Annotated in this window: 33 protein-coding genes; 6 read left to right on the top strand and 27 right to left on the bottom strand. The window is 67.2% G+C overall.

Annotation, left to right across the window (positions count from 1 at the left end; genetic code table 11):
• Window positions 1-269: 269 nt before the first annotated feature.
• From BBJ41_RS01070 to BBJ41_RS00980, 20 genes are all read right to left on the bottom strand, one after another.
• Window positions 270-593, bottom strand: a complete 324-nt coding sequence (locus tag BBJ41_RS01070; RefSeq protein WP_069744944.1) for a hypothetical protein — start codon at window positions 591-593, stop codon at window positions 270-272.
• A gap of 11 nt (window positions 594-604) precedes the next feature.
• Window positions 605-1,435, bottom strand: coding sequence for a hypothetical protein (locus BBJ41_RS01065; RefSeq protein WP_069744943.1), 831 nt, complete (start codon window positions 1,433-1,435; stop codon window positions 605-607).
• Between the two features lie 16 nt (window positions 1,436-1,451).
• Window positions 1,452-1,691, bottom strand: a complete 240-nt coding sequence (locus BBJ41_RS01060) for a hypothetical protein (protein WP_069744942.1) — start codon at window positions 1,689-1,691, stop codon at window positions 1,452-1,454.
• Between the two features lie 262 nt (window positions 1,692-1,953).
• A complete protein-coding gene (locus BBJ41_RS01055) occupies window positions 1,954-2,649 on the bottom strand; it encodes a hypothetical protein (RefSeq protein WP_069744941.1) in 696 nt (231 codons plus the stop codon).
• 148 nt (window positions 2,650-2,797) lie between these two features.
• Complete coding sequence (locus tag BBJ41_RS01050) at window positions 2,798-3,355, bottom strand: hypothetical protein (protein ID WP_069744940.1); 558 nt, start codon at window positions 3,353-3,355, stop codon at window positions 2,798-2,800.
• 261 nt (window positions 3,356-3,616) lie between these two features.
• Window positions 3,617-3,829: an ankyrin repeat domain-containing protein gene (locus tag BBJ41_RS01045; RefSeq protein WP_043307531.1), complete on the bottom strand. Its 213-nt coding sequence runs from the start codon at window positions 3,827-3,829 to the stop codon at window positions 3,617-3,619.
• Window positions 3,830-3,841: 12 nt separating this feature from the next.
• Window positions 3,842-4,066 carry a hypothetical protein gene (locus BBJ41_RS40155; protein ID WP_146121788.1) on the bottom strand — a complete coding sequence of 75 codons (225 nt, stop codon included), beginning with the start codon at window positions 4,064-4,066 and terminating at the stop codon, window positions 3,842-3,844.
• Between the two features lie 118 nt (window positions 4,067-4,184).
• Complete coding sequence (locus BBJ41_RS01040; RefSeq protein ID WP_069744939.1) at window positions 4,185-5,189, bottom strand: hypothetical protein; 1,005 nt, start codon at window positions 5,187-5,189, stop codon at window positions 4,185-4,187.
• 127 nt (window positions 5,190-5,316) lie between these two features.
• Window positions 5,317-6,096 (bottom strand): DUF5710 domain-containing protein, encoded by a 780-nt coding sequence (locus BBJ41_RS01035; protein ID WP_069744938.1) that lies wholly within the window; start codon window positions 6,094-6,096, stop codon window positions 5,317-5,319.
• Window positions 6,097-6,198: 102 nt separating this feature from the next.
• Window positions 6,199-6,456, bottom strand: coding sequence for a hypothetical protein (locus BBJ41_RS01030; RefSeq protein WP_069744937.1), 258 nt, complete (start codon window positions 6,454-6,456; stop codon window positions 6,199-6,201).
• Window positions 6,457-6,694: 238 nt separating this feature from the next.
• Window positions 6,695-7,273 (bottom strand): ankyrin repeat domain-containing protein, encoded by a 579-nt coding sequence (locus BBJ41_RS01025; protein ID WP_167362186.1) that lies wholly within the window; start codon window positions 7,271-7,273, stop codon window positions 6,695-6,697.
• A 67-nt stretch (window positions 7,274-7,340) separates the two neighbouring features.
• The gene (locus BBJ41_RS01020) at window positions 7,341-8,186 is read right to left on the bottom strand and encodes an N-6 DNA methylase (protein WP_069744935.1); all 846 of its coding nucleotides are present in this window, start codon (window positions 8,184-8,186) and stop codon (window positions 7,341-7,343) included.
• A gap of 45 nt (window positions 8,187-8,231) precedes the next feature.
• Window positions 8,232-8,603, bottom strand: coding sequence for a hypothetical protein (locus BBJ41_RS01015; protein ID WP_069744934.1), 372 nt, complete (start codon window positions 8,601-8,603; stop codon window positions 8,232-8,234).
• 113 nt (window positions 8,604-8,716) lie between these two features.
• Window positions 8,717-9,262, bottom strand: a complete 546-nt coding sequence (locus BBJ41_RS01010) for an ankyrin repeat domain-containing protein (protein ID WP_069744933.1) — start codon at window positions 9,260-9,262, stop codon at window positions 8,717-8,719.
• 179 nt (window positions 9,263-9,441) lie between these two features.
• Complete coding sequence (locus BBJ41_RS01005; protein WP_069744932.1) at window positions 9,442-9,996, bottom strand: hypothetical protein; 555 nt, start codon at window positions 9,994-9,996, stop codon at window positions 9,442-9,444.
• 47 nt (window positions 9,997-10,043) lie between these two features.
• Window positions 10,044-10,448, bottom strand: a complete 405-nt coding sequence (locus BBJ41_RS01000; RefSeq protein ID WP_069744931.1) for an ankyrin repeat domain-containing protein — start codon at window positions 10,446-10,448, stop codon at window positions 10,044-10,046.
• Between the two features lie 129 nt (window positions 10,449-10,577).
• Complete coding sequence (locus tag BBJ41_RS00995) at window positions 10,578-11,714, bottom strand: hypothetical protein (RefSeq protein ID WP_069744930.1); 1,137 nt, start codon at window positions 11,712-11,714, stop codon at window positions 10,578-10,580.
• A gap of 122 nt (window positions 11,715-11,836) precedes the next feature.
• The gene (locus BBJ41_RS00990; RefSeq protein WP_069744929.1) at window positions 11,837-12,808 is read right to left on the bottom strand and encodes an ankyrin repeat domain-containing protein; all 972 of its coding nucleotides are present in this window, start codon (window positions 12,806-12,808) and stop codon (window positions 11,837-11,839) included.
• A gap of 81 nt (window positions 12,809-12,889) precedes the next feature.
• Window positions 12,890-13,180, bottom strand: a complete 291-nt coding sequence (locus tag BBJ41_RS00985; protein WP_069744928.1) for a hypothetical protein — start codon at window positions 13,178-13,180, stop codon at window positions 12,890-12,892.
• Between the two features lie 210 nt (window positions 13,181-13,390).
• A complete protein-coding gene (locus BBJ41_RS00980) occupies window positions 13,391-15,010 on the bottom strand; it encodes a hypothetical protein (protein ID WP_156814716.1) in 1,620 nt (539 codons plus the stop codon).
• 68 nt (window positions 15,011-15,078) lie between these two features.
• Here BBJ41_RS00980 and BBJ41_RS00975 point away from each other — a divergent pair, with 68 nt between their 5' ends.
• Window positions 15,079-17,577 (top strand): Eco57I restriction-modification methylase domain-containing protein, encoded by a 2,499-nt coding sequence (locus BBJ41_RS00975; RefSeq protein WP_069744926.1) that lies wholly within the window; start codon window positions 15,079-15,081, stop codon window positions 17,575-17,577.
• A 49-nt stretch (window positions 17,578-17,626) separates the two neighbouring features.
• Here the strand turns inward: BBJ41_RS00975 and BBJ41_RS00970 are convergent, their stop codons facing one another.
• Window positions 17,627-17,974: a hypothetical protein gene (locus tag BBJ41_RS00970; RefSeq protein WP_156814715.1), complete on the bottom strand. Its 348-nt coding sequence runs from the start codon at window positions 17,972-17,974 to the stop codon at window positions 17,627-17,629.
• A 280-nt stretch (window positions 17,975-18,254) separates the two neighbouring features.
• Between BBJ41_RS00970 and BBJ41_RS00965 the strand changes: the two genes are divergently transcribed.
• The 4 genes from BBJ41_RS00965 to BBJ41_RS00950 all read left to right on the top strand — a co-directional run bounded on the left by BBJ41_RS00965 (window position 18,255) and on the right by BBJ41_RS00950 (window position 21,633).
• Window positions 18,255-19,070 (top strand): endonuclease NucS domain-containing protein, encoded by an 816-nt coding sequence (locus BBJ41_RS00965; protein ID WP_156814714.1) that lies wholly within the window; start codon window positions 18,255-18,257, stop codon window positions 19,068-19,070.
• Entirely contained in the window at window positions 19,067-19,810 is a 744-nt protein-coding gene (locus BBJ41_RS00960; protein WP_069744924.1) for a hypothetical protein, read from the top strand. The genes BBJ41_RS00965 and BBJ41_RS00960 overlap by 4 nt, the downstream gene beginning before the upstream one ends.
• A gap of 89 nt (window positions 19,811-19,899) precedes the next feature.
• Complete coding sequence (locus tag BBJ41_RS00955) at window positions 19,900-20,349, top strand: LexA family protein (protein WP_069744923.1); 450 nt, start codon at window positions 19,900-19,902, stop codon at window positions 20,347-20,349.
• A gap of 3 nt (window positions 20,350-20,352) precedes the next feature.
• Window positions 20,353-21,633, top strand: coding sequence for a Y-family DNA polymerase (locus BBJ41_RS00950; RefSeq protein WP_069744922.1), 1,281 nt, complete (start codon window positions 20,353-20,355; stop codon window positions 21,631-21,633).
• Window positions 21,634-21,651: 18 nt separating this feature from the next.
• On the opposite strand, the gene BBJ41_RS00945 is transcribed toward BBJ41_RS00950, so the two are convergent.
• The 6 genes from BBJ41_RS00945 to BBJ41_RS00920 form a co-directional block, all read right to left on the bottom strand.
• Window positions 21,652-22,443 (bottom strand): peptide arginase family protein, encoded by a 792-nt coding sequence (locus tag BBJ41_RS00945; protein ID WP_069744921.1) that lies wholly within the window; start codon window positions 22,441-22,443, stop codon window positions 21,652-21,654.
• Window positions 22,444-22,661: 218 nt separating this feature from the next.
• Window positions 22,662-22,895 carry a hypothetical protein gene (locus tag BBJ41_RS00940; RefSeq protein ID WP_069744920.1) on the bottom strand — a complete coding sequence of 78 codons (234 nt, stop codon included), beginning with the start codon at window positions 22,893-22,895 and terminating at the stop codon, window positions 22,662-22,664.
• A gap of 71 nt (window positions 22,896-22,966) precedes the next feature.
• Complete coding sequence (locus BBJ41_RS00935; protein WP_069744919.1) at window positions 22,967-24,511, bottom strand: hypothetical protein; 1,545 nt, start codon at window positions 24,509-24,511, stop codon at window positions 22,967-22,969.
• 82 nt (window positions 24,512-24,593) lie between these two features.
• Window positions 24,594-24,929, bottom strand: coding sequence for a hypothetical protein (locus BBJ41_RS00930; protein WP_069744918.1), 336 nt, complete (start codon window positions 24,927-24,929; stop codon window positions 24,594-24,596).
• A 4-nt stretch (window positions 24,930-24,933) separates the two neighbouring features.
• On the bottom strand, window positions 24,934-25,347 hold the full coding sequence (locus BBJ41_RS40150) for a hypothetical protein (RefSeq protein WP_156814713.1): 414 nt from the start codon (window positions 25,345-25,347) through the stop codon (window positions 24,934-24,936).
• A 122-nt stretch (window positions 25,348-25,469) separates the two neighbouring features.
• The gene (locus BBJ41_RS00920; protein ID WP_069744916.1) at window positions 25,470-26,072 is read right to left on the bottom strand and encodes a MerR family transcriptional regulator; all 603 of its coding nucleotides are present in this window, start codon (window positions 26,070-26,072) and stop codon (window positions 25,470-25,472) included.
• Between the two features lie 196 nt (window positions 26,073-26,268).
• On the opposite strand from BBJ41_RS00920, the gene BBJ41_RS00915 reads away from it, so the two are divergent.
• Window positions 26,269-26,652: a hypothetical protein gene (locus BBJ41_RS00915; RefSeq protein WP_069744915.1), complete on the top strand. Its 384-nt coding sequence runs from the start codon at window positions 26,269-26,271 to the stop codon at window positions 26,650-26,652.
• Window positions 26,653-26,698 lie beyond the last annotated feature (46 nt).

The raw sequence follows: 26,698 nt of genomic DNA, 5'->3' as shown, positions 1-26,698 counted from the left end.
GCGGGTAAGGTCTCCGGAGGGTGGCGAGCCCCGCGATCGCGTTGCCCATGACTTCAACCTAGCGGGATTTTCAGCCCGGTCAATAGCCGTGCCAGGGCACGGGTGAAACTGGGGCTATCGCCCCACTCCAACCCCGTTCCTGACGGCCACCTTCACCACGCATGCACCTGCCCCACGGGCCTGGGCCCCGCTTCCTGCCGCTTCGCGGTACCGGGGCGAGTGGGCCCTGTGCCCAGGTCCTGGTTGGCGCGGGGTCGAGCCTTCCCCCGTCATGGCAACAGGCTGTCGTCGTGCGTGGCCTTGGCGTCGTCCCCCGTGGTGCCGTCCAGATCCTCCTGGTCGAGCGCCGAGCGTTCGGCGTCCTCCTCCATCGCCAGGCTCCAGTCGATCTCGACCATGCGCTGGTGCAGTACCGCCCGTAGGGTGGCCAGGTCCAGCACCACCTCGCGCCGGGCCACGGGCTCCGGGATCGCGCCCACCACGACCAAGGACCGGCTCCATCCCGTGGGGCCGATCATCGGCACCGGCGGGTCCTCCGGTTCGTCGACGGCGCGGCCGGTCACGCGGTTGAGCAGGTTGCGAAGGAACGCCATGCGCCCCCCCGTCAAAGGCGCCGACGGGCGCGGGTTTGATCGGCGGGTGCCGGTGCCGCCTCGTCGGCGACGGCGCGCAGTTCTGCGACCAGCACTTGGTGGCGGTAAAGGTCGAGGGCCTGGACAGCCTGCGAGGTAGCGACAGTGCTCACGATCCGCCATATCTGGTCGTCTACTCCGAGACCGACCGTCCCACTCGCCATCAGTTTGGCCCCGGCCGCGTGGAGCTTGGGGTAGACGACGGTCAGGAATCGTTCCATCGGGACCCAGGCCCGCATGAACTGCATCCAGTAGTCACAGGACCCGGTTTTCTTGTTCAAGCTGTCCGCGTCGTGCACGGACAGCAGAGCGTCCAGGCAGGTGTCGTCGCCCACCACCACCTCGGACCTCGCCAGGTGCCCAACGTGAGCACGGCCCAGTCGGCGGATCATGCGCGCCACCACGTCCTTGCGGCCGTAGCTCATCGCTGCATTCAGGACCTGCTCCCCCATCACCTCCTGGTCCGCGGCCCCGGAGACCATCAGGGCGTCGATGTCAGCCAGCGGGGCGTGCTGGAAAAAATGCGCGACCTCGCGCAGCCGAACGCCCGGGTCCGGCGAGACCTCGGCGTTGACGAGCAACGCGGTCATCAGACGGCTCGGCCCCTTGGTCTTGGACGGGCGCCCCACCCGTTCCGGATGGGCGTCCCCGATGCGCTGAACAGCCGCCACAAGACGGTCGTACGCGCTCGAAAGGGGATGGCCCTGGCCCCACTGCATGGTGCAGCGATCCATCGCCATGAAGTATTGCCACATCCTTGCGGCGTCGTCGTTCGAGGATTGAAGGGGTTTCATGATGGACATGGCTCTGCTCTCCGGTTCAGTGAACGACTGCGTTCAGGCCATGGACCAGGACAGGCTCGCCCCGGAGCTGCCGAAGGACGTCCGCGGTCTCGTCGTGCCCATGGGCCAGCGCGATCTGCACCGCGTCACGGCCCTGGTCGTTCCGTGCGAACACGTCCGCCCCGAACCAGGCGCACACGAGGACGCCCGTGCTTTCGCCAGCAGCGGCGTCGATGAACAATCGGGCGGTGGCATCAGCCGGGGTAACGGGTCGCATGGTGGGGTCCTGGGGTGGTGGTGGCGTTGCGTCGAACGCGCGTTGCCTATACTTCCAACCTACAAGGTCCACCAACTAAAGCAACGGTTTGGCGATCGACGAACGCAGAAACTTCGTGCTAGTCGACGAACGGTCGACCCTCGTGGACGAACGGTTGATCCGCCTGGTGGAGCCGTGCCTTGGCACGTCGAGAACCCGGGGCTCGCGCCCCACCGGCCCCTCCGGGCCATGGCCTGCGGATCGGGTGCTTCCCCTCCAGCGCTTACAGGCGACGGCGGGCTCGCGCTTCAGCGGGTGCTTGGGCTTCTGCGTCCGTTATCGCGCTGAGTTCCGCGGCGAGCACCTGCCGACGGTAAGTCGCCAGGGCCCGCCGCCCGGGCGTGTAATCCGACCCGATGTCCCACTGGTCGAGCGCGATCGCAGCGTCCTCCTCCTCGAACCGGACGTCCATCACGTCGGCACCCGCCGCGTGCAGCTTCGGCAGGATCACCGTGAGGAAGCGTTCCTGCGGGATGGCCTGGTCGTGGGCGATCCAGATTTCCCATGCGACGATCTGGCGTTCCTGGCCGACGTCGTCGGCGTGGTGCATCCGGGCGTTCAGGACGTCCCGACCGACGTGCGCGAGGAGCGCGTCGATGGCGTCGTTCTGCATCAGGACCTCGTTGCAGGTCAGAAGTCGCCACGGGTCCTTCTCCGCCCCCATGGCGCGCTGCATCACGTCCCAACGCTTCGCTTCCACGGCCAGGCCCATGATTCGGATGACGGTCGTAGAGCCGATCAACGGGATGATCCGTGCAACGTCCACGGTTTCCATCGCCACGATGGCCTCGACTCGCGCGATGAAGACGTTGGGGTCACGGCCAGCGATCCATTTCCGGATCGCCTCAACGTCGTCTTGCCGCGTCGCCTCCAGCATCTCCTTGATGCCTGGCCAAAGGTGGTCGGTGTAGCTAGTCATGGTGGGGTCCTGGGGTCATGGTGGCGTTGCGTCGATCGTGCGTTGCCTCTCCATTCAACTTAGCGGGCTGTACGGGTGCGTCAAACGTTCTCGCCAAACAAAACCGCCACCCTGGGGTGACGGTCGTGCGTGCTGGGCGGTGGCCCGGTCAGTGGGTCTTGAGCGCGGTGCGGAGGAGCCGCTCCGGGTCCACGTGGTCGCGCCAGTTTTCCTTGGTGACGGTGGTGGTGCCGCGGCGCTCGATGCCCTTGAACGCGAGCACGCCCTTGCGGTTGAGGACGTTGTTGGCCGGCGTGATGTTCCAGAAGCGCACGAAGGCGGTGACAGCCTGGCTGCTCGCGGGGTCGCCGATCTTCTCGATCAGATCCGGGTGGGCGTGGATGAGCGCGGCAAACGGGATGCTGAACGACCTGCCGTGCGAGATCGGCGGGAGCGGGTCGACCTGGTGGAACCCGAGGGCGTGGCAGTGCTCGCCGTCGATGTGGCCCAGCCAGACGTCCTGGCGTTCGAGCAGGTGGCCCATCGCGTCCTCCCACTCGATGCCGATCTGCGGCTTGTAGACCCCGTACGCGACGTACAGGGGGCCGTTCTCGTCGGGCTTGGGTTCCACGTCCTTGATGCTGTCTTCGAACGTGTTCAGGGCGCTGTACTCGTGGGCATCGACGATGAACTGCTTGCCTTTCAGCGGGAAAAGGATGTATTGCATGCGGTCTCCTCCGGTGGTGTGGCCTCGGCGAGGCCGTGGGACCACCATGGCAGGTCAGGCTGGCTTGTCAAACGCCGACGGGGAGGATTCCAGGCTGTGCCGTGGCACGGGTCGAGGTGGTGCTGTGGAGCCAACAAGATGGGGAGCCTGCGGCTCCCCTGGCGGTAACCCCGTGCCTCCGGCCCTGTTGGCGTCAGCACGGTTTTGGGACCTGGCGCTCCGCGGCCAGGTGGGTGTTCACGCTCCTCCAGCCCTACCCCTTCACGCGGTGCGCGGGGCCCGCATGGCGAGGAGCCACTGCACCACCTGGGTGTGGCCGTTCTGTTCCGCGAGCTGTACCGCCGTCTGGTGGCGCCCGTCGGTGGCGTGGAGGTCGGCGCCGTATTCCAGCGCGAACCGGATGCCCAGGGCGTTGCCGGCCGCAGCAAAGCTCAGCAGGTCCAGGTTAAGGTCCTCGGGGGTGACGGTGCTCATGGTTATGCTCGTTCAGTCGAGCCGTTGAAACGAAAGGAAAAGGTGATCCTTTTCACTTCTTTGTGAAAGATCAGGAATGAACAACTTACCTTCCTTGTCTGCACGTTGTTGCAGTGCGAATGGAAGTTTCATAAGACGATCAAACGTCTCGTTGGGATCGCGGGCGCCGATGATTTTCTGGATCGCCAGAAGCTCTTCGGCATCCATTTCAAGGTAGACCTTACGATGGGCTGACATGTGCGTCTCCGGCAGGGATGGCCCCAGGGCCGGGACCTTCTCCTCTGAACTTAGCGGGTCTTGCACCCCTGTCAACCGCCTACCCGAAAAGAAGCCCGTGCCAGGGCACGGGCGTACCTTACAGAAGCCCCTTATCTTCCAGCTCGATCTCCCGTTCCGAACGCCTCTGCATCTCGGCCTTCTGCTCGGGTGAAAGCGTTGCCTGGTAGGCGCGGATCAGCTCTTCGTCCTCGCCACCATCGTAATCAAGGGCGTACCACTCGTCCTTGTCCTTGCCGTCCCGGGTGAGCGTCAGCCTGTCGATCATGATCCGTTGGGCCCGGTTCGGTCGGCGGATCGCCTTCAGCGCTGCCAGCGACGTAGCCTTGAACGGGCTGTGCTTGACGCCCGTGGAGACCCTCGCGTCCATGAGTTCGATGGCCGACTCGGGCTTCCGAGCAACGATCGACACGAAGCTAAACGTGGGGAGGATGGACCACGGGTGCAGTCGTCGCATGAACGAGACCGCGTACACGTTTTCGTCGGGATAGGGATGCTGGCCTTTGCGGCAAACCTGTTGCGTACGGTCATCCAGGGGATCGGAACCGTTGCCGGCAGCAGCGGCCTCTTCCTCCGTCACACCCGGGTGGGCGGCCATGTATGCCGCGATTTCAGCCTTACGCTCTGCCTGCCAGTATTCCTTGGCCCTCTCGCCCATTTCGCGCAGACGCGCCTGAGGCTCGATCTTCTCCTCGGGAGTCAAATCGCGATTGACGTCACGACGCTTAACGGACTTCGCCCCACCGGTCAGGGTCAACGCGGCCGCCCCACTGATCGCGGCCAACAGGGTCACGATCATCAAGACGGCGAGCGAAAAGAGAAAAACCAGATCAACGACGGTCAAATATGAGGTGATCACCACCAAAAACAGATTCCAGCCAATCCCCGGAAATGGGGGCACCGACAGGAGCACGGCGAAGACGCCGATGAGGATAAGGTTGGTCACAACCCTCCAGATCTTGACGGGGGACTTAGAGCGAAGAACCCCGAAAATCTCCATCACGTGGACGCAAAACATGGCGATGGCCGCCAGATAAACGATACGAAGCTCGGCATGAAAAATGGCTTGCAAAGTGTGCAGCACGATGATCTCCTCCCGGGTGGTCGGCGACCACCTGGCCGCCCCTCTCCCCTGTACTTAGCGGGTCTAGCACCCCTGTCAAGCGCCTGGGCCAAAAATAAACCCGTGCCAGGGCACGGGCTACAGCCAATCAAGCGGGCACTTCGAACGGATCGTCGTCGAGCACGCTGCGGGGGCCCTGCCCCTCGTGCGCGTGTGCGTCGCGGATCGCCTGCTGCTCCGCGGTGATGTGCCGCGCGCCCAGGCCCTCGGCGTGGCCCAGGATCGCCTCCCGGATTTCATCCGGGAGTTCGATCTTGCCCAGCAGCCAGCGGGCGTCGAGCTGCCAGTCCTGCCGGTTGCTGCGTCGCGCGTAGTCGTTCATCGCGTCCTGGACGTGCGCGCGCACCTGGTCGCGGGTCCAGCCGTTGACCGCCATGAGGTGGGCCGTGGCCTCTGCCTCACGGCCGCGCACCCGCGCCAGGCCGAAGTGCGTGACCTCGTGGCAGGCCGGGCACAACGCGTCGGTCCGGACAAGAGTCTGCACGCCGTTCTCCTCGTCGTACTCCCAGCGCTCGTGGCATTCCACCGGCCACTTGGGGCCCTTGCAGGTGCAGATCTCGCACACCCAGCCGGCAGCGTCGAACGTCTGGCGCTTCAACGCCTTCCAGTGGTCCTCGCCCAGCTCCGACCGGAGGTTGGAGAACCACGCCGTGCGCGGCACCAGGTCGACGTACAGCGGCCACTTCGGACCCTTCCCGGGCACCTGCGGTGGCGGAACGTAGTTCGGGTCCGTCCACTCCGGCCGGGCCAGGAACGGTGCCGGGTCCACGTGGTCGGGGACGTACCACTTCTTCTCGGCCTGATTCCAGCGCGCCCCCAACGCCTTGGCTTCATCCTTCTGGGAAAACGGAACGTTGAGCAACAGCACGGCGCACCTCCTGGATCGGTTCTGACGCGGTCCAGGCTAGTGGCTAAAGCGGGCCCGTCAAGTACGGGCCCGGGTGCTGCGTTTTATGTGCTGTGGCACGGCTTACGCTTTGATCTTTATCGCGCGCGTCAGGATGATCGGCGAACCCAGAACCTCGTTCAGGATCGCATCAAACTCGGCCTCGGTCAGTGCCCGCTGCTCACCAGCCTGGCGGTCTTGAAGTGCGGCCAGAGCGATCTTGGCCGCGGTCTCGAAGAAGTTCGGTTCCGTGGTGGGGAGGCTCTTCAACGCTTCGCCGATCTCCTCGGGTGTGAGCCCGTCGAAAAGGGGTAGCGGATTGGCCTGGGCATGGGTGGACATAGGGTCTCCGGGGCATGGGTTGGTGTGCAGCGCTGCCTGCGCCGTCTCATTCCCAACCTAGCGGGATTCCACGGTGGGTCAAGCGAGCGTCCCGCCTTTCGGACCAACGGTCGACCCGTGCCAGGGCACGCCCACAATGGGGTCTTGCCCGTGTGCGCTGCCCCCCCGGGGCCGGAGGCCCCTGGGCGCGAACCCCGGCCTACGGCCCCATCGGCGTCAGTACCGGGTTTTGATCCCATCAGGGCCGGTTGTCCGCCTGGTTTTTTTCACGCCGCGCACGGAGGATGTCGACCTGCCGGAGTGCGCATGCCCCAGCTTGGTCGCCCACGTCCACGCGTGCGGCCTGTACGTCGGCGCCGGCGCGCATCATCGCGCGCACGCCCAAGCCATGGTCCTCGCCGAGGGCAAAGGTCAGGCCCAACGTCGGATCGGCCCCACCGTCAAGCAGCAGCCGGATCACACGCAGATCGTTCCGCCGGGTGGTCTCAACCATGTTGTCAACAAAGAGATGATCGAGAATGGAGCGGTTCGACTCATCCCATGCGTTCGCGTCAGCCCCCGCCTCGATCAACACCCGTACGGTGTCGACCGAGCGCTGCTGCACGGCAAAAAGAAGCGGCGTGTGCCCGTCGAGCGTTTTGGCATCGACCTCCGCCCCCAGCTCGATCAGCGCTTGGGCGGCTTCGGCATTTCCTGCCCAGGCCGCGTAGTGAAGCAACGTTTGCTCGTGTTCGCTCTCGTACTCGTTCGGGCTCACCCCAAACACGTTGACGAGCATTTTGATCATCGCCCCGTTAGCGTACGGCTTGTCGTTCATGCAGTTCTCCAGGTTTGATGTTTGTGCGTTGAACAGGGCGCCCATCGCGCCCCGTGGTTCGGATCGGTTAAGCCACCGTGCTCGTCGTCGCCTGACCTGCGTTCGCGGCCTTGCGGGCCGCCTCATCACGGACGTGCTCCACGCTGCGGGCCCCGTCCGGGCAAATCTGAACCGCCACCGTGTCGGCCTTCGCGTCGTGGTAGTGGCGGATCAGGTCCGAGCAATGCACACGCAGCCCGCCAAACGGTACGTTGTGCACGATGCTGGACAGCACGATCTGCACCACCGTGGCCTTCATCATGGCGGGGTCGATGTCGTTCGCGAACACGTACATGCGCGCCACGCCTTCCTTCCCGTGGGACGCGAACTCCTGACGGAGCTTTGCCAGCAGCAGCGCACCATTGCCGCACGCGGGGTCGCAAACGATCTGCCCTTCGTTCGGGTTGAACGGGCGGGAGGCCTCCCCGGTCGTTGCGCCCTGGCCGCTCTGGGCCGCGAACCGCGCGAGCCCGTCCGCCAGTCCTTCCGGCGTCAGGTGTTGACCCATCGCCTTGGCCTGCTTCGGTTCGATCGCGGTCCCGTAGACGTCCCCCATCACGTCGGTGAACGGTGCCGAGGTCTTCACCAGCTCCACGTACATCGCGCCAAGGGCCAACTGCTCCGCCCATGCCTTCGGGTGGTCGCGGTACTCCTCCAGCGCGATCAGATGATCCTTGTTGAACCATGCCGAGCCCGCGGTCAGCGCGTACGTCATCGGGGCCGTGACCGACAACACGTTGAACTGCAACTGGATGATGTCGTCGAGGATCGCCTTCGCTCCCGAGCGGATCGGGTTGGTCTGCGCGAAGCGCTCCACACGGTCGGTGAACGCCTTCATCGTGGTGGTCGTGCTCGTGCTGGTTTTCTGGGCCATACGGTTCTCCTGGTGGGTTTCGGGTGAGGTGGTCAGGGGCTGGGGTTACAGGACGCCGGAGATTTCCAGCTCGGCGAACTCGATGCAGTCGGAGCTGAAAGTGGCCTTGTAGGCCCACGTGGTCGCGCTGGCGCGCAGCACCATGTCGAACGTGATGCGGCAACGGGAGCCGGCGCCGATGTGCTTCGCGACGGTCTTGAAGCGGCCGGCCATCAGCTTGCGGGGCGGAGCGCCCGAGTCGCCCAGACCGCTGAACAGGTCGTCGACCAAGCGACTGACGATCGGCAGGTTGTCCTCGGCCGCTTGATCCAGACCGACGTTCGAGGTCGTCCACGACAGCGAGGTGCCCGTGTCCCAGCTCAGGTCCTTGCTGGCCGTGCGGGTGGCGTTGATCCGTTCGATGGGGGTGTAGCGCATGGTGGTGTCCTCGTGGGTTGGTTGAGACCGGTTCAGTGTCCAGGCTCGGGCCTCCCCCGCTGAGTCGCGGACCGCTCGTCGAAAACGCGGCGCGCGACTCAACGGGATCGCCCCTACCCCGCGCGGCCGGACAGCGCCGCCACCACCGGGTTGTGGCCCCGGCGCTCCGCCAGGTCGCGAGCGGTCTTGCCGCACGCCGTGCGCGCCCGCGGATTCACCCCCGCTTTGAGCAGCGGACGGACGAACTTCGCCAGGCCGTGCATGGCCACCACGTGCAACGGGGTGAGGTCCTTGAACCCGACGAACGCCCCGCCCTGATCGTCCTGGTGGTAGCGCACGCGGTGCAGGTGCTCCGCCGCCAACGGGGAGGACAGGGTCTCGCGGACCTCCACCAGCTCGCCCGAGGCGATGTCGACCAGCAGCGCCATGCCCAGCAGGTCGACGGTGTGGGCCTTGCGCACCAGGTCGAGCGCGAGCACGGCCCCGCGCTGGTTGGCGGTCTGCACCGCCAGCAGGTACGCCGCCGCGTAGTAGTCGTACGGGACCCCGTGCGGCGGCATGGGGATGGAAACGGAGCGAGCGGCCGACGCCTGGACGGCGATCGGGTCGATCGGACGGCGCGCGTACGGCGTGCCGAGGACGCGGTTCTGCATGGCCATGGGGGTCTCCCGGTGGTTGGCGTTGGGGGATGCGTGGGACGGTGGGGTGCCCCCGACGAACCGGGGCGATCTCTCCGGTGGGACCCGGACGTGTCGCGAGGAGGAGCGCCGTGGCGCTGGGTGATACGGGTGGTGCGGGTGGTGCTGGAACTGCGGTGATGCGGGTGGTGGTGCCGGGCTTACCAGCGGCGGCGGACCGGGCCGCGCAGCTTCTCGAACTGCTCGAGGTCCTTCACGCGGAAGCGCATGTGGCCCGCCACCATCGTCGGCGTGATGCGACGCTGCCCGATGTGCAGCAGCAGGCCCGACGGGTTCTTGTAGCCCACCAGCTCCGACGCTTCGGACAGGCTGAACGTCTCGCTGTACAGCTTCTTCAGGGCCAGCACCTTGGCGCGATCGTAGTAGTTGTTACGCCCGCGCTGAATCGCCGGGATCTCGGCGCGCTGCATCAGGTCCGCCACCGCTTGCGGCGTGGCGTAGTCGAACAGCTCCATCACCTCCGCCGTGCCCATGGTCGATACGTCCTCCGCCGGGGCCACGGAAGCCACCGGGGCAACGGGTGCTGCCACCTGCACCACCGGAGCGGGAACCGCCGGCTGTACGACCGCCTGAGCGGCTTGGGCCGCGGTGGTGATCGCCGCCGGGATCACGTTCAGCGTGAAATCGGTCAGCGTGGCGAGCAGCGGCATGAGGTTCGGCAGCTCGGCGGACGTGCATTGGATCTGGGTGGTCATGCTCTTCTCCTTGGTGTGAAAAACGGGTGGTTGGGACGATTCAGGGTTCAGCGGCTCAGCAGCGCGTGCGCCGCCGTGCCCGGTTTGGTCAGGTCGATGGGCGTCACCAGCTCGGTGCCGCGGTTGTGGTCCGCCGCGGCGGTGCGGTCCGCCCCGTAGACCATGAGCACCGCCACCGCTTCCGGCTGGTTGGCCATGGCCGCGCAGTGCAACGCCGTCACGCCGGTTTGCGGGTCGGTGAAGGTCGGGGATGCCCCGTTGGCGAGCAGCAAGTACATCGCTTCGAGCCGGCCGCCGGCGCTGGCCCACATCAGCGGGGTCAGCGCTTCGCCCGCGTTGTTCGTCAACGTGCCGTTGATGTCCGCCCCGTCGTCGAGGTGCGCGCGGATCGCGTCGAGGTCGCCGAAAAACGCCGCGCAGCAGAGGGACGCGTTGGCGATGCTGGTGGTCATGGGGTTGCTCCGTGGGTGTGTGGTGTCGATGGGTTCAGTATCGCGAGGGGGTCCGCCCTGGTTGAGTCGTGAGCCCAAGGTCGCCCCGGGGTGTCGCGACTCACGCCCAGGGCTGGCCTGCCCGCTGGGCTACAAACGGGCGCGCGCCCGTGCCGGTTCGGGCGCTGCAGCCCCGTTGGCCTCGGCGAGCGCTGCGTCTGCCACCACGGTCAGCTCCTCAACTTCCAGCGCGATGAAGCGGCGACGCACCCCGAGGTACGCCTGACGCCCGGCCTGCGTCACCCATCCGGAGGGCCGGTTGAACCACGCCATCCACCCGCCGGTGTTGTTGTCGAACTGCTCCCGGAGAATCTGGAGCGACGCCTTGCCCTGCTCACCGGTGCCGATGAAGCGGTCGATCGCCACCTCATCGCCCTTGACGATCGCCGTGAGGCACGCAGTCGTCCACGGGGGACCGCTGTAAGGCGTCACCCCTTCGTGCGGATCTGCACCGGCGGCCAGCAGCAGGTCCAACGTCTTGGCGCGCGCCGCGTTCGGACGGATGCGATCCACCACGTCCACCAGCACCTCGGGATCCACCTCCGCGCCCGCGGCCAGCAGGATCGGCACGAACCGGTGAATCGTCACGTGCTTGTGGCTGGCCAGCGTGTCCCCCAACCTCGTCAGCGCAGCGGTGGCGATCGGGGTGCGCACCCATTCCTCCTTGATGCGAGCCAGCAGATGCTCCACCAGGTCGACATACGGCAACTTCCAGCGGAAGAACCCCAAGACCATGGCGCAGGTCATTTCAAGCGCTTGCAGCTCGGCGGCGCCCGCCAACGTGTCCAGCAGCGTGTCGACCATCTCGACGCTGGGCTCCTTCCCCATGCGCAGCAGCGCGCGGTACGGCCGCTTGTTGATCTTCTGCTCGTTCAGAACCATCGGGTCCAGCCCCGCCTCGAACAGCGCCGTCACCAGACCGATGTCTTCGCGCAGCATGGCTTCCTCCAACGCCGTCAGGGTGAACGCCGCCGGCGTGCCGTCCACCACGTCCCGGAACGGCTTGTTCAGGTCGACCCCGCCGCGCCCGAGGAGCTTAAGCGCCGCCAGGTTCCTGGTGCGCACCGCGTGGTGGACCAACGGCACGCCGTGGTGACGGTAGGTCCCCGGCTTGGCCTTGGGGTTGTCCAGCAGGTCGGTGACGAGCTGGCAAAACGACGCGCGTTCGTCCGGGTCCGACGGGATCTCAGCCGGGATCGTGATGAGGTCCAGATGGCAAAAGGGCATGGTGGGTCCGATGGGGAATGGCGACGGTGGAAGTGTCGCGACCCAACCGCGCCGGGTTGAGTCGTCGGGCGTGGGCGCCCAGCGCGGGGCGTGACTCAGACGCTGGGCGATGACGGGAGGGGTTAGGCGTCGGCCATCGGTGCGAGCTGGTAGTTCAGGCTCTCCAACACGTGGCGCAACTCCGCGCTGAACGCTGCAAACTCCTCGTCGGTGACCGGCGAGAGCGTCGGGTTGAGCTTCTGTGCCTCATGGTCCCAGAGGATCCGTGCGGTCGAACCGTGGCCGTTCAGCAGCGCAACGAGCAGCGGCGTCATGCCGCTCTCGGTCCTTACGTCCGGGCTCGCTCCCATCTGGAGGCACTGGTTCACCAACGCGTCGCTCCCCAGCTCTGCCGCGTTGTGGAGCATGGTGAAACCGCCACCAACGGTCGTGTACGGCGGCTCCGGCAGGCTGGGCGCCTCCACCGTCGTGACATGGACCAGCACGCGCTCGATGGCGTGCTTCCCGGTCAACCGCGCAAGGCTCAACGCGGTTTCCTGGGTCGATCCGCCGATCGCGTCCGGATCGGCCCCAGCGGCCAGCAGGGCATGCACGGCGTCGATCTTGCCCCGCACCACCGCGCTCATCAGGGGGGCGATGCCCGTCTTATCAACGGCGTTCACGTTCGCCCCCGCCGCGACCAACGCCTTGATGACACGCGTGTCTTGGGTGCAGTGGAGCGGCACCAAGCCGCAGGTGGTCCGTGCGTTCGCGTCGAATCCGGCGTTCAACAGCACCTCGATGGACGCGAGGTCGGCGTGGTACGTCGCCACGTGCAACGCGGAGAGATTCGCGACGGGACCGACTCCGGTGTAGCAGGTGATCTCCACCTTGTTCAGATGCGGCAGGTCCAGCACGGCGGCCACGGCCTTTGCGTCACGGTTGCGCAACGCCGGCGCCAGCGCAAAGGTAGCACCGCCCGCCTCGATCGGGCCGTTGATCTGCCAGGTTTCCCCAAACCCGCCAAGCGGTTGGTTATAGCGGTCAACGACGAACGCGGCCTGCTTCTTGGCATGACCGGCGGCCTTGCGGGGGTTCTTCGATTTCTTGCTCATGGCGTCAACTCCGTATAAATGAAAGACAGGACTACTGATGGACAAACGGTCTGTTCGGGTGTGGGTGGGTGTCGGTCCTCCTTACGCGTCGTTGTCGTCGGGGAGGACCTGCCGGACCACGATGCGGCCCGAGCCGTCCCGGAGGATGCGCAGCAGGAGCGACCACCAGAGGGCTTCGGCGTAGCTCGGGCTGGCGATCGGGAGGTTGCGGTCGACCTGCTGGCCGCACTCCTCGAACGTGCCGTGCGGCACGAGCACTTGCGCCACCCACGCCGGGACGCGGGTGCAGGACTGCTCGATCAGGGGTTTGACGTCCACCATCGGGACGGGGCGATCGCTCGGGAACGCGGAGGACGTGGTCTGCTGGGTCATGCTGGTCACCGTGAAGTTGTTTTCGACGGAGACCAGTGTCGGTGGGCGGGTCGCCCAGGCTGAGTTACGCCCGCGTCCTGGTTTGGACGCCGCGCAACTCACATGGTGGGGATGGGGTCAGCGGTCCCGGGGCGGAAAAACCCGGGGAACCCGGGCTGGGGGCCGGGGTGCGGATCGGTGGTCGGCCCCAAGGTGCGGAGCCGCAGGACGTCAGGCCTTGCCCCGACGGGAAAGCCGGTCGTCCCAGGTCAGCCGGCCTCGGCGTGCGGGTTCGACCGTGACGGTCGGTACGTTGTCCCCAAGTGCTAGGTATTCGGCCTCCGGGTCGTCCCGGTCGTACTCCAGCTCCTCGTCGGGCCGGGCGGGTGTTTCGACCGGCGGGAAGGCCAGGCGGTTGCGGTCAAGGTACTCCGCGTACAGCCGCCGCAGCCAGCGCCGAACGCCCCCCTCGATCCCGAACGTATGGGCCCACCGGACGATCCGACGGTGCCGCGCCCGCAGTTCCGCGAACACCCGGTCTTCCAGTCTGTGCCGCAGGTCGCCCTGCTCGCCGGCGGTGAACGAGGTGGCCAGGGCCAGCACGATCACGTCGCCCACGCCGAGCGCCGCCGAATCGTCGTCCTGCGCGGCAGTGCCGGCGTCGATCAGTCGGTGGAACCAGCCGGCATCCAGGCTTGCCAGGCGCTGCGCCTGGTAGGTGTTGTTCCCGGTCGTGAGCGTGGTCTGGAGTGTGGTCTGCTCGCCCGGCAGGAGGTCCGGGTCGAGCAACGGGCGTTCGCCTTTGGCGAGGTTCGCCCAACGGGCCGGCCCGTCGTACGGCGATGGGGCTGCCCCCGGCGCCGGTGTGAAGCCAGGTTTCGGGAACAACGTACGTTCGCCCCGAGCAGCGCCCGGCCGGGTCGATTGGTTCAGGAACAGCTTGATGCCCTTACGCATCGCCGCTATGCGCGCCTTGCCTTCCAACACCGCCGGGGCGGTGTCGGTGTCAGGGAAGTTGGAGACCCTGGGCTCCGCCTCTGCCGCCCCGGCTTTCCGCTTGGTCGAACGGACAAACGCCACGCCGCCGTGCAAAAAGTCGGCGACCGCGTGCCCGTCCAGGCCGCTGCCGTCGTGGTAGCGCAGCACGGGAACCCAGAGCCCCTCGATCGAGGTGTTACCTCCCATCATCGCCCAGAGCGGTACCGGCGACGCTCGATCGTCCCAGCAGGGCCCTGTGTGCCAAAACAGTTCGCCAAAGCCCAGATCCCGGTTGACAACTTTCAGCGCAGTGTCGTCGGCGTCGACGTTCCGCTTGGGCGGGTCGCTCGGATCCGCCGGGAAAAGCATCATGGCCCCGCTCCACCGCCGGCCCTCGGGCCGGTTAGCGCCCTTCTCCCAACGCGACCACGTGTTGCTTGACGAGCCTACGTCGTCCAGGAACGATTCGGCGAGATGGTCCATGTCCCGCCCGGAGACCTCCCAGGCCTTCCCCGGTCGGTGAAACCGGGCGTCGCCTGCGATCCGGCTCATCGCCCCCTGCAGGTGCGCGAGAAACGCTGGCTCACGCATCCGCGGGGTCAAGTCGTCGGACCGGTTGAGGACCTTCTCGACCATCGCCCGAACGGCCCGTGACCACGCCATGCCACGGACCTTCCGCCACTCATAGTCCGCCCGTGCGCCAAGCCCTACCTTGGCCTTCTCTTGCTTGGCTTTCTCGTCCTCGGCTTTCTTCCCCGCTTTCATGCCACCCCCGGCCGTGCTGTTCGTGCGGGGATTGTAGCCGGAAGCCTCGCCGCTCCAGCGGCACGCCAGGCCCGGGGCGGTGAGTCGCGACGCCTGTTTTCCGTTCACGGAGGCCGACTCAGGTAAGGAGGTGTGGGAGAAAAAAGTAGAGGTCCACCCACTTCGGAGCGGACCTCGTGAAGACCTCCAACAACAACGTCGGTCGTGATCTCGACCAGTTTTACACCAACCCCCAACTCGCTCAACGCCTTTTCGACGAGCTGATCGCCGAGCACCTCGGGGACCGCTGGTCCGGCGACGTGCGCTGGCTTGAGCCGTCGTGCGGCACCGGCGCGTTCCTGTCGCTGCTCCCGCCGGACGCCCTCGGGGTCGACCTCGACCCGAAGTGCCCGGGGGCCGTCCAGGCGGATTTCCTGAGCTGGACGCCACCGGCCGGTGACGATCGCCCGCTGGTGGTGGTCGGCAACCCGCCGTTCAAGCACGACGTCGCGTTCTTCAACCGCTGCGCCGAGCTGGGCGCCGAACGCATCGCGTTCATCGTCCCGCGCTCGTGGCAAAAGCCGTCGGTCCAGAACCAGCTCGACCGCGCGTTCCACCTCGCCCACGAGGAGGTGCTGCCGCTCGACGCCTTCATCTTCGAGGGCCAGCCCGCCGAAGTGCCCACGGTCTTCCAGGTGTGGGAACGCCGCGAGGAGCAGCGCCCGCTGACCGTGCTGCCCACCAAGCACGCGGATTTCGCGTTCGTGCCGTACGCCCAGCGCCACACCGCGGACTTCGCGATCCAGCGCGTTGGCGTGCACGCCGGCCGGGTGAAGGACCTCGACGCCGAGCACCTCGGTCAGGGGTCCCACCGCTTCGTGCGCGTGATCGACCGCACCCGGGTCGCCGAGGTCCGCGCCGTCTTCGAAGCCATCGACTGGGCCCCGGTCAAGGCCTGCGTCGCCGGGAACCCCAGCATCGCCAACGGTGAAATGGTGCAGGCCTACGAGACGGACGTGGTCGATCGCCTGCTCATCGCCTCCGACTGGTTTGCGGGCCTCGCCGAACCGGTGGCCACGCTGGTGGTTGCTCCGATGGACGCCGCCGTCGCCCCCATGACCATCCCGGCGGTGTACGAGCGCATCGCCGACCTGGTCCGCCTGTCGGGGATGGACGCCCAAGGACGCATGGTCGGCGGGGTCGTCTACACCCCGTTCGAGCTGGCCCGCACCATGGTCGACCTCGCGCGTCTGCAGCCCCACGAAACGGTGCTGGAACCGTCGTGCGGTCGCGGCTCGCTGGTCTTCGCCATGGTCGACCATTGGCTGGCCCGTGGCCTCTCCCACGAGGAGGTCGCGCGCTACTGCGAGGAAAAGCTGTTCGTCAGCGATCTGGACGGTCAGGCGGTGCAGGACCTCGTGGACCTCTACCGCGCCTACTTCGCCAGCCATGGGGTGACGTCGGAGCTGAACGCCCGCGTCGGGGATGCTCTGTTCGCCGGCTGGTCGGACCGCACGTTCGACGCGACGATCGCGAATCCGCCTTACGTGGGGCTGGGCAAGCTGCCGGCGGACTACGCCGCCCGTGTGCGCGCGTCGTTCAGCACGTGCGCCAAGGGGACGGCCGACCTGTATCAAGCGTTCTTCGAGCTGGCGCAACGCCAGTCCACCCGCTCGGTGATCATCGCCCCGAACGCGTGGATGCGGACCACGGCCGGGACCGCGTTGCGGGTCCTGTTGCGCCCGCGCGTGCGTTCGGTGATCGATTTCGAGCACCGCCGCGTCTTCCTCGGTCCGCAGGGGGCCAGCGTCCTCACCGCCATTGTGGTGAGCGGCCCGGCCACCCAGGCGCCCGTGCTGTTCCGCACGGACATGCCGCACGAGAGCACCACCCCGTGGACGGTCGCGTTCCGCCAGAGCGAGGAGGCCATGGGCCCGGCGGCATGGGCGCTCGATCCGGCGATGCCGGGCGATGCGGTGGACCCGGAGGCCACCACGCTGGGCGACCTCGCCGAGGTGCTGGTGGGGGTCAACACCAACGCCAACGAAGCGTACGCGGTCGAGAACTGGACGGTCGACGGGGACGCGGTGCACGCGTCGAACGTCCACGGTCGCCCGGTGCGCCTGCCGCTCGCCGCCGCCCCGCTGTTCCTGAAGCTCACGAAGGTGAAGACGCTCGCCGACGCGCAGCGGGCCGACCGCCTGCTCTGCCCGTACGACGCGTCGCTCAACGTGCTCCCGGAGCCGGCGATGGAGCCCGAGGTGCTGAACTGGTTCCGTGACCATTGGGACCGTCTGCACGCCCGCGACGGTGGGGACCTGCGCGGCTACGGGGCGTGGTATGCCTATGGGCGCAAGCAAGGGCTCTACACGTTCGACCCGAACGAGCGCCTGCTGCTGGTGCCGTGCATGGCCAAGGGTCCCATGGAGCCGCTGGACGTGACGCCGGAGGATCTGGGTGGGCGCTTCCTGTGGGCGTCGGGTTACGTCGTGCGTGCGAAGAACCCGGCGGACCACCAGCGGGTCAAGGCCATGCTCCGGTCGTGGTCCACGTGGCGCTTCCTCAACCGCCGCGGCAAGCAATGGACCGGGGGCTTCCGCTCGTTCACGCCCAACCAGCTCCGCCTGGTGCCGGAGGTCGTGACGCCGCGCGTGGCAATGGTGCCGGTTGCCACCGCCCAGCCGGCGACGGTGTAGGTCGAACGGGAGGGTGGAACGTGGAGGGGTGCTGCGAGGCACCCCTTTGTCATGCGACGTTGATCCCCTCGACGTCAACCACGGCCAGGTCCACCAGCGCCGGCCGCTGGGGTTCGCGTCGGCTGAAAATCACCAGGGCGTTCGCCGGCGCGCGGTTCGCCAGGCTTTGCCGCTGTTTGTCCGGCATGTCGCCCGGCAACCAGAGGACGTCGTCCACCTCGTCGCCGTTGAACATCGGCTGAGCCTGGTAGCCGGTTTCCCGATCGTAGAGGTTGAAGTAGACCGTGGCGCCGCGCAGCTCATGGTCGTTGAGGTCGATGCCGAGGGTGTTCAGCGTTTCGCTCAGCGCCTTGGCCAAGTCCTGCGCACTGGGTCGTCCCTTGATGGTGAGCTTCACGGCTGGGTCTCCTGTCGTCGTGGTTGATACCCAACCTAATGGCCGATCCAGGTCTGTCAAGCCGTGCCCCGTGAAGGCCTCGGAGCCGGAGGCTCCTGCGCACGAACCCCGCCTGCGGCCTCCACGGCGTCAGCACCGGTTTTCCCGCCCGGGCCTCCGGCCCCGGGTGCGCGCCGCCGAGCAACACTTTTCCGCTGGTGCCCGCGCGAGGCGTCGTGGTTCAATCGTTGCCTGCCTGGCCCCGACGCCCGGCGACACGACCAACGCGAGGACCCGAGCCGTGAGCACCACCACCCCACGCCCGCCGATCTGGCAACTCATCCGCGACGCGGTCCAGCCGCTCGGTCGCGAGACCAGCAACGCGGAGATCAAGCAGCTCCTGCTGCGCGACTGGCCCGAGCTGAACCAGGCGACCATCAACGCCCAGATCGCCATTTGCACGGTGAACCGTGCCGGTCGGGTGAGCTACCCGGAGAACAAGAAGGCCCGCCTGGCCAACGGCCGGTACGACTTCCTGTTCGCCACCGACCGGGGCAAGGTGGTGTGGTACGACCCGGACAAGCACGGCCTGTGGGCGATCGAAGACACCCCGGACGGCCTGAAGGTCCGACGCGTGGACGACACCAACGACGGTGTGGCCACCCCGCTGGACCTCGACGCCGCCGAGCCGGTGGACGATGGGTTCGGGGGTGGTGCGTTCGCCCTGGAAAGCCACCTGCGCGACTACCTGGCGCGCAACCCGCCGAGCACCACCGCGCACGGCCCGCTGACGCTGTTCGTCGACGCCGACGGACGGGACGGCGTTGAATACCAGACCGACTGCGGGCCCGCGGACCTGGTGTTCCTGGACCGTGATGGGAACTTCGTGGTGTTCGAGCTGAAACTGGGCCGGGGCCCGGACGCCGCGCTGGGTCAGGTGCAGCGCTACATGGGCTGGATCGAGCACCACGTGGCCAAGGGCAAGACCGTGTCCGGGGTGATCGTGGCGAACTCGATCTCCGACAAGCTCAAATACGCCGGCAAGGTCGCCCCGCGCGTGCAGCTCATGGAATACCGCCTGAGCGTCGACCTGTCGCCGGTGGCGTTGACGGCATGACCACGGTCGACACGCACCGCTGGGACGACCGCCTGCAGTTCGAGGACGTCCAGTCGGCGCTCAACCGCCCCCGGGTCCGCGCGTTCCTGAACGACGTGGTGCACCCGGCCCTCGCGGCGATCGACGCCGACATCGAGCGCTGGGCCACCACCCAGGAGGGCGGCTGGATGTTCGCCGTCGCCGACGGGGAAGCCCTGTTGCAGGCGACCATCCAGGCGTTCTGCCTCTCCATCCAGTCCCTGTGGGAACGCCAGCTCCGCAACTGGATCAGCGCGTGCATCGTGCCCGGGCCCCAGAGCGTGCGCCAACGCCGGACGGCGCGCGGTGGGACCCTCCCCGAGCTGAGCGATCTGCTGCTCGAACTCCGGGGCATCCCCCTCACCGCCTTCCCCAGCTACGCGGACCTCGACCTCCTCCAACAGGTCGGCAACGCGTGCCGCCACGGGGACGGCCGGTCCGCCCTCGCCCTGTTCCGCAGCCACCAGGGGCTGTGGCCCAACTGGACGTCGGACCCGTTCCCCTGGCCCGACGACAACCCGCCCGTCGGGCCACCGCCCCCGCCGTCGTTCGAGCAGGCCGTGCTCCCCCGAGAGCTGCTCGACCGGTTCGCCGCCGCGATCGTCGGGTTCTGGGAGGACGTCGAGTACATCCGCCTGAACAGCATCGGGCGCAAGGACGAACGGATCCTCGCCACCCTGGACGACCTGCGCCGCGCCCGGCAAGCCAGGGTCGTGCCCTAAACGATTCCCGCAATCTCCCGCCCTGTGCCTGGGCCTGCCTGCTAAACTGGGAACTGTATATCCATACAGTATTTTGGCAGACCAGCAGAATGAACCACCCCGTCCCCCTCGCCGAGGACCCGGCCGCTCTTTTCATCGTCGAAGCGCTGTCGCGCGTGCCGGCGGGCTTCCCGAGCCCCGCCCAGGACCACGCCCAGCGCCGCATCGACCTGAACGACGTCCTGGTGCTCAACCCGCTCTCGACCTTCCTGTTCAACGTCGAGGGCGACAGCATGAGCGGGGCCGGGATCTGGGCCGGCGACAAGCTGGTGGTGGACCGGTCCATCGAGCCAAAGCACGGCCTGGTCGTGCTCGCCTGCGTGGACGGGGAGTTCACGGTCAAACGCCTGTACCGCCGGGCCGGGGTGGTCAAGCTCGTGGCCGCCAACCCGGCGTACCCGCCGATCGTGTTCTCCGACGCCCAGGAAATGACCGTCTGGGGCGTGGTGACCTGGAACCTGCGCCAGGTGCTCGCCACCAAGGTGCGAACCTGGGCCTGAGCCATGCCGACCTTCGCCCTCGTCGACGGGAACAACTTCTACTGCTCGTGCGAGCGGGTGTTCCGGCCCGCGCTGAACGGCCGCCCGCTCATCGTCCTGTCGAACAACGACGGGTGTGCCGTGGCACGGTCCCAGGAGGCCAAGGACCTGGGGGTCAAGATGGGCGTGCCCTTCTTCCAGATCCGCCACCTGGTGCAGGAGGCCGGCCTGGTGGCCCTGTCGTCGAACTACGCGCTGTACGCCGACATGTCCGCCCGGATGATGGCCATCCTCGGCCAGTTCAGCCCGGTACAGGAGGTCTACTCGATCGACGAGTGCTTCGTGGACCTCTCCGGAATGCAGGGCGTCGCCGGGAGCCTGACGGTCTACGGCCAGATGATGCGCGAGCGCGTCCTGCGCTGGATCGGGATTCCGACCTGCGTGGGCATCGCCCCGTCGAAGACCCTGGCCAAGATGGCCAACCACATGGCGAAGAAGAACGTCGGGCGCCCATGGGGCGGGGTATGCGACCTCACCGCCCTGCCGGAGCGCGATCGCGACGAGCTGCTGGGCCGGGTCGAGGTCGGTGAGGTCTGGGGCGTGGGCCGCCGGTTGCGCGAGCGCCTGGCGGCCGACGGGATCGCCACCGCGCTGGACCTGAAACGCGCCAGCCCGTCGTTCATCCGGTCCACCGTCTCGGTGGTGCTCGAACGCACGGTGCACGAGCTGAACGGGATCGCGTGTTACGGGTTCGAGGCCGAGGCCCAGCCCCAGAAGCAGATCATCTGCTCGCGCTCGTTCGGGCACCCGGTGCTGCTGCAGGAGGACCTGTCGATCGCCGTGCGCGACTTCGCCGCCACCGCGGCCGAGCGCCTGCGACGCCAGGGGTTGAAGGCGGCCCAGGTCCACGTGTTCATCCAGACCTCGCCGTTTCGCAAGCAGGACAAGCAGTACAGCGCTGCGGTGGTGGTGCCCCTGGCCGTGCCGGTCGCCGACACCCTGCGCCTGGTGGAGGCCGCGCTCGCCGGGCTGGCCAAGCTCTACAAGCCCGGGTTCCGGTACGCCAAGGCGGGGGTGATGCTGCTGGACCTGACGGACCGCGCGGTGGAGCAAGCCGATCTGTTCACCGGGCCCGCCCCACGACGCGAGCGCCTGATGGCCACGCTGGACGCCGTGAACGACCGATTCGGGCGCGGGACCCTGCGCGTGGGTAACGTCGAGGGCCACCAGGCCTGGCACATGAGCCAAAGCTCGAAGACCCCGAACTACACGACCGAGTGGGAGGGGTTGCCCACCGCGCGGTGAGCAGGTCGGCGGGACCGCTCAGGTCAGCGCGGTGTCGATGTGCTTAAGCATCCGATCGAGGAGCGATTTCCCAGTGATTTTGGAGCCCGACAGCCGGAGTTCCCTCACGCACGCGGGTTCGGTTGCGATCGTGATTGCGAGCGCGTTTTGCACCAGCCGATAGAAGGTCGTCGTGTCATCCGGCTCGATCGCCTTCTCCGTGTGAAAGTAGTCCAGGTCGATGTCGAGGATGTAGGGGTCTGCTTCGACGCCCGGCACGCCGGCCGCCTGCGCCATGGTGTTGAGTTGGTCGATTTCGTGGTTCAGGTGGATCGATTCGATCACGTGATCGGCACGCGCCCGCACGCAATGATCGTCGTGAATGGGCTTCTGGCAAGCGATCGACGCGCAGCCCGAGCAGGTCGAGTAGACGTGCCCGGCGACGTCCGCATGGGTCTCGTCGGAAAGGTTCACGACGAACGCTCGGGAAACGATCCCCGCCTGGATCGCGGTGCGCACGTGCTCGTCGTGCTTGAGCTTCTCGATCGCTGCCTCCACGGTGGCGGCGTTGTTCCAGTCGATCGCCGCGATCATCCCGGGCAGCATCGCTGCCTTCTCCTGGGTGTTGTCGTGCAGCCCCTGGCTGGTCGCCCAGTAGCGGTACCGGAGGAAAGGTTCGTGGGTGTCGGTGTGGTGGTCGAACGTGAGGAGCGCCGGTGCGCCGGCCTGCCCCTGTGTGAGCCGCACCTCCGCCCAGCCCTGCAGGACGTGGTGGTGCGCCCTGACGATGTAAACGTCCTTGCCGCCGATGGTGAGCTTCGTGTGAGCCATGCTGGTGATGCCCGTGTTTCGTGGGCCACCAGCATACAACGCCACTGGGTGGGCGGAGCGTCCGTCAGCGCGGTGACGTGCTACCGTTCGACGATCAAAACGCTACGGGGACTGCCATCGAAGCAAAGCTCTACGGGCCACGCTGAGCCCGACCGCAACCAACGAAAACCCCACCTAGGCGGTGGGGCTGCTGGCTGTCGCCGGTGGTCGCGAGCGGGTCAGTGCAGCGCGCGGGCCGACTCGCTCAGGTCGCCGCCGAGCTGGCCCTGGCGGTCCGTCAGGAACGTGCTGCCCAGCCGGGCCCAGGTGCCGCTGTCCTCCGCGTTGAGCATGGCCACGAGGTTGTTGGCGTGGTCGGCGCACAGTTGGCCGTGGGCCTGGGTGTCCGCGCCGATGCCGGCCGCGGCCATCGTGGCACGGACGTTGTTGAAGGTGTCGATACGGGTGTTCATGCGAAGTCCTCCATGGGATGGTGAGTCGGCGTCGCCGGGATACACCACCCTTAGCAGGATTCGAGGTTGCGTCAACCCGGGGAGTTTTCGAAGTGTGCTCGATGCTGCCGAATCGACTGTTCGACCTTGGCACGCGACTCCTCGGTCATTTCCAGGGCGTCGTTTCTCGAATCTCTGAGGGCCAACCGCGTGGAGGATTTCATACTCGCCATACCGCCCATGAACACCGGATACTTCTCAACCCAGTCCACGACCTCCTTCTTTCCGAAATAGGGGAACGACTCCGGGTGTATGAAGGGCCACTCGTTCAACGCGCTGAAGGTTTGCCTCATGATCTGGTGACCATACCCGCTTGGGTCCATGATGTCGTAGCCGGGCCCCGCGTGTTGTGGGTAGCCAGCCGCCATCAGTCGATCAATCGCCCCTTGCAAGGTCGTGGCGAACGTCCCGTCGAACAAGACCGGCCGAGCCGCCTGGAACCACCCGGCGAACGCAGCCTGGCCGCGCGTCATCGCGGGAACGACCGTCGGGTCCACCATGGCGAGCATCACGTTGGCCGTACGCACGACCGCCACATCGTCCGCCCAGGCCGCCACACGCTGGGCGTCCTCGCCCATCAGCATCATGCGTTTGGGTTCCATCACGGGAGAAACGCCTGCGGTGACCACCAGCAGGTCAGCGTCGTCCGTCATCGGCAGGTCGCGCCAACGCTCGTCGATGGTGTACCCGATCTCCTTCGCCTCTTCGATCGTCGCCAACGGGCTGGCGAAACCGACGATCAGATGCGGTCGACCGTCTGGGGTCGTGGACCAAACCATCGCGTCCGGGCCCCGGTGCGAGTAACGCACGATCTCATCCGGATCCACCGTTTCCTTTCGCGTGCGCTCGCGCAACGCGTCGCGGACGGTACCCGGTTCCATGCCGTTGGCTTGTTCCACCCGGGCGAGCAGCGCCTGGCGGAACGTTTCCGTTTCCTTGTCGGTGGCCGACCCATCGAGCACCTTGCCCACCAAGTCAAACACCTGCCGAACCTCCGTCGAGCCCTCACCGGCTCCGTAGGCCTGGCGGTCGCGTTCCAGATCGTTCGAAAGCAGGTAGAACGCTGCACGTAACGCCCAATCGGCTCGAAGGACACGTTTCGACACCATCAAGAGGAAGCGAAAACTCGCGAAGGCATCGCCCCGCTGCCTGGCCTGCTCCAACAGGCTCTCGGTGCTGCGGAGCGATGCCGGTTCGTCATCGTCGATGTTGTCCACACCGTCGATCCAACGGCTTGTTTCGTACGAAACCATCGCCTCTGGGACCTGCCGGATCCTCTCCTGCTGGGATTCCACCGTCAGTACCGAGAGCAGTTCGAGCGGGAGGACCGTCGCCTCCCTGGCCGCTTCGTCCACGATCGCCTCGGCCACGCGCTTGGACGCCCCGCTCTTGACCACGATTTTCACCGTGGCCGCCCGCCCTTCAGCCAAGACGGTGGCACGTAAACGCCGCAACCCGCTCCCGGCGGTTTGCAAAGCCAAGTTATCCTCCGTCCCCATAAGGATCTGGTCGTAAGCAACGTTGTCAACCAGGTGATGGAAGTCGGCGGCTGTGAGCGGTCGGTCGGTCCGGGCCATGGGCAGTCCTCGTCGTTTTTGTAGGATGAGCCGCCATGATCGCACACTGCGATGACGTTCTGATGTGTGCCAGGGTCCAGCCTCAAAGCCTCGCCCGTTGCCGCGCAACTTGGGCCTGACCCGTGCTCGCCTGAGCGTCCTCGGCGGCCCGGGTGAGCATCGCCTCGTCCGCCACCTGGTCCAGGATGCCGCGCTCCTGCTGGGCCCGCAGGACGCCGGCCTTCTCGCCCGCGAGGTCGAGCAGCGCCGGGGTGATGCGCAACGTGCCGCCCATCACCATGCTGCTGTAGACCGTCTGGACCTCCGGCCCGAACGCCCCGCGCCGGATCGTCCAGATCAGGTCGTCCACGAGCTGCGGCCGGACGCCGGGGTTCTCGGCGATCACGGCCTCGCGTGGGTCGAGGGCGAGCGCGGTCATGGGGTCACCGGCGGCCGAAGCTGACCTGCGAGCGCGCCAGCCAGCCCATCCGCCGTGGGCCGAACTCGGTGACGTTCGAGGGGACCGCGTTGCGGTTGAGCTTGTCCGGCGCCGATGCCTTCCCGGGACCCTTGCGGTACGCGTCGTTCGCCTCGATGCCGACTTCCAGGGCCTCGCCCAGCAGGTGGCAATGCGCGAGGAACCCGACCACGTGGCTGAGCAGCATCACCGCGAAGAAGTCCAGGATGGTCGACTCCGCCTGCTCCACCGGGGCGGCCGGGGTTTGCGGTGCAGCCCGGGCCGGCGTGGGGTCATCCACCGCTGCGCTGAGCATGCCCGGCGGGAGGTAGGACGGCTTGCCGAAGGTGACCAACCGTGACACGGGTTGGTTCAGCAAGCCGCGGGTGGGGTGCAGCACGAAATCCTGGGGGTGGTCGGGTCGCTCAAGGTCTCCTCCGTTGGCGATCGTTGGTGTCCTACGTCCAACGTAGCAGGCCCCCAGGGGAACGCAAGCCGTGCCTGGGCACGGCTTCGCCTGGATCAGATCGCCCCCGCCCCATACCCCGGCCGACGGAGCGCGCGGTCCCGATCGTCCAGGATGGGCCAGTTCCGCATGACGTCGGGGAGGACGAAGCGCTGGGCGGGTGACCGCGCCGGAGCCGATTCGACCTTCGGCTGCTGCGCTTGCAAGCGCGCCAGCTCGCGGCGATCCAGCGCGTCGCGCGCCAAGGTGTCCGCCACTAAGCCCATGCTCACCGACCGCAAGGCTGCGTACCGCTCGACGTCCGCCAGCGTGAAGAGGCGACCGTTGCCAGGCCCCTTACCGCCACGGGTCGACGGGATCTTGGAGCTTCGGGCCAGTTGCGCGACCCTGTCGGTCGACAGCCCGAGGTACCGGGCGCATTCCGCGGTGTTCATCGTCCCGGTCGGCGGGGCCAAGGTTGCCTTCAACGCCAGCACGTCCGCTTCGGCGTAGGTCCAGGCTTTCTTCTCGCCCCGCTCCCGTGGCAAACGCCCGGTCCGGCCCAGGAGCGAGACGGATTGCGTGTGGCGCCCGAGCAGCAACGCCGCCTCCGCGGTGCTGAGCCGTCGGGCCGGGGGTGCGTCCGCCGTGGTGGGTTGGTCCTGCGTAGCCTTGGACATCGTGGTTTGCCTCCTGGGGTCGTGTTGATCGGACGCGCGGCCCAAGGCCGTCGCGCACGTCCAGATCTAGCAGCTTCCGGGTCCCCGTCAACCTAACAAGACGGACCCTGGCACGGCTTGAGTTGACACCGGACCGTACCCGCTTAAGCTGTGAGTAACGCACCCGCAGGTGCCCACAACAGGGGGGAGGTCCATCGTGTTTTTCTTTTTCTGGTTGCCGCCGATCAAGGTGTTGCCGCGCGAGGAGCGGATCCGGCGTTTGAAAATCCTCGGGTCCGTCCTGGCCATCACGGCGGTGTGCGTGGGCGGGGTGGTCGCGCTGAACTCGCTCCTGCCGAAGCCGGCCCCGGTGCCCGTGGTCGTGGAGCCGCCTGTGCCGGTGCCCTTCCCGACGCCGCCGCAGGTGGTGCCCCAGGCCCAGCTCGACGCCGAGCGCGCGAAGATCCTCACCGGCGCCGATCAGATGGCCACCGAGGTCGAGCGCAAGGCCCCGGGGACCATCCAGGCGCAGCAGGCCCGCAGCCTGGCCGACTTCATCGCCTCGCATTGCGGGAAGCCCGGCGGGTGCCTCAAAAAGTAAGCCGCGATCGCCCCACGCAAAAACGCCCGGTCACATGCCGGGCGTT

The organism is Burkholderia stabilis (genome assembly GCF_001742165.1).
Classification (GTDB): Bacteria; Pseudomonadota; Gammaproteobacteria; order Burkholderiales; family Burkholderiaceae; genus Burkholderia; species Burkholderia stabilis.
The sequence above is the reverse complement of the archived record's forward strand: the minus strand, read 5'-3'. Positions and strand labels throughout refer to the sequence as shown.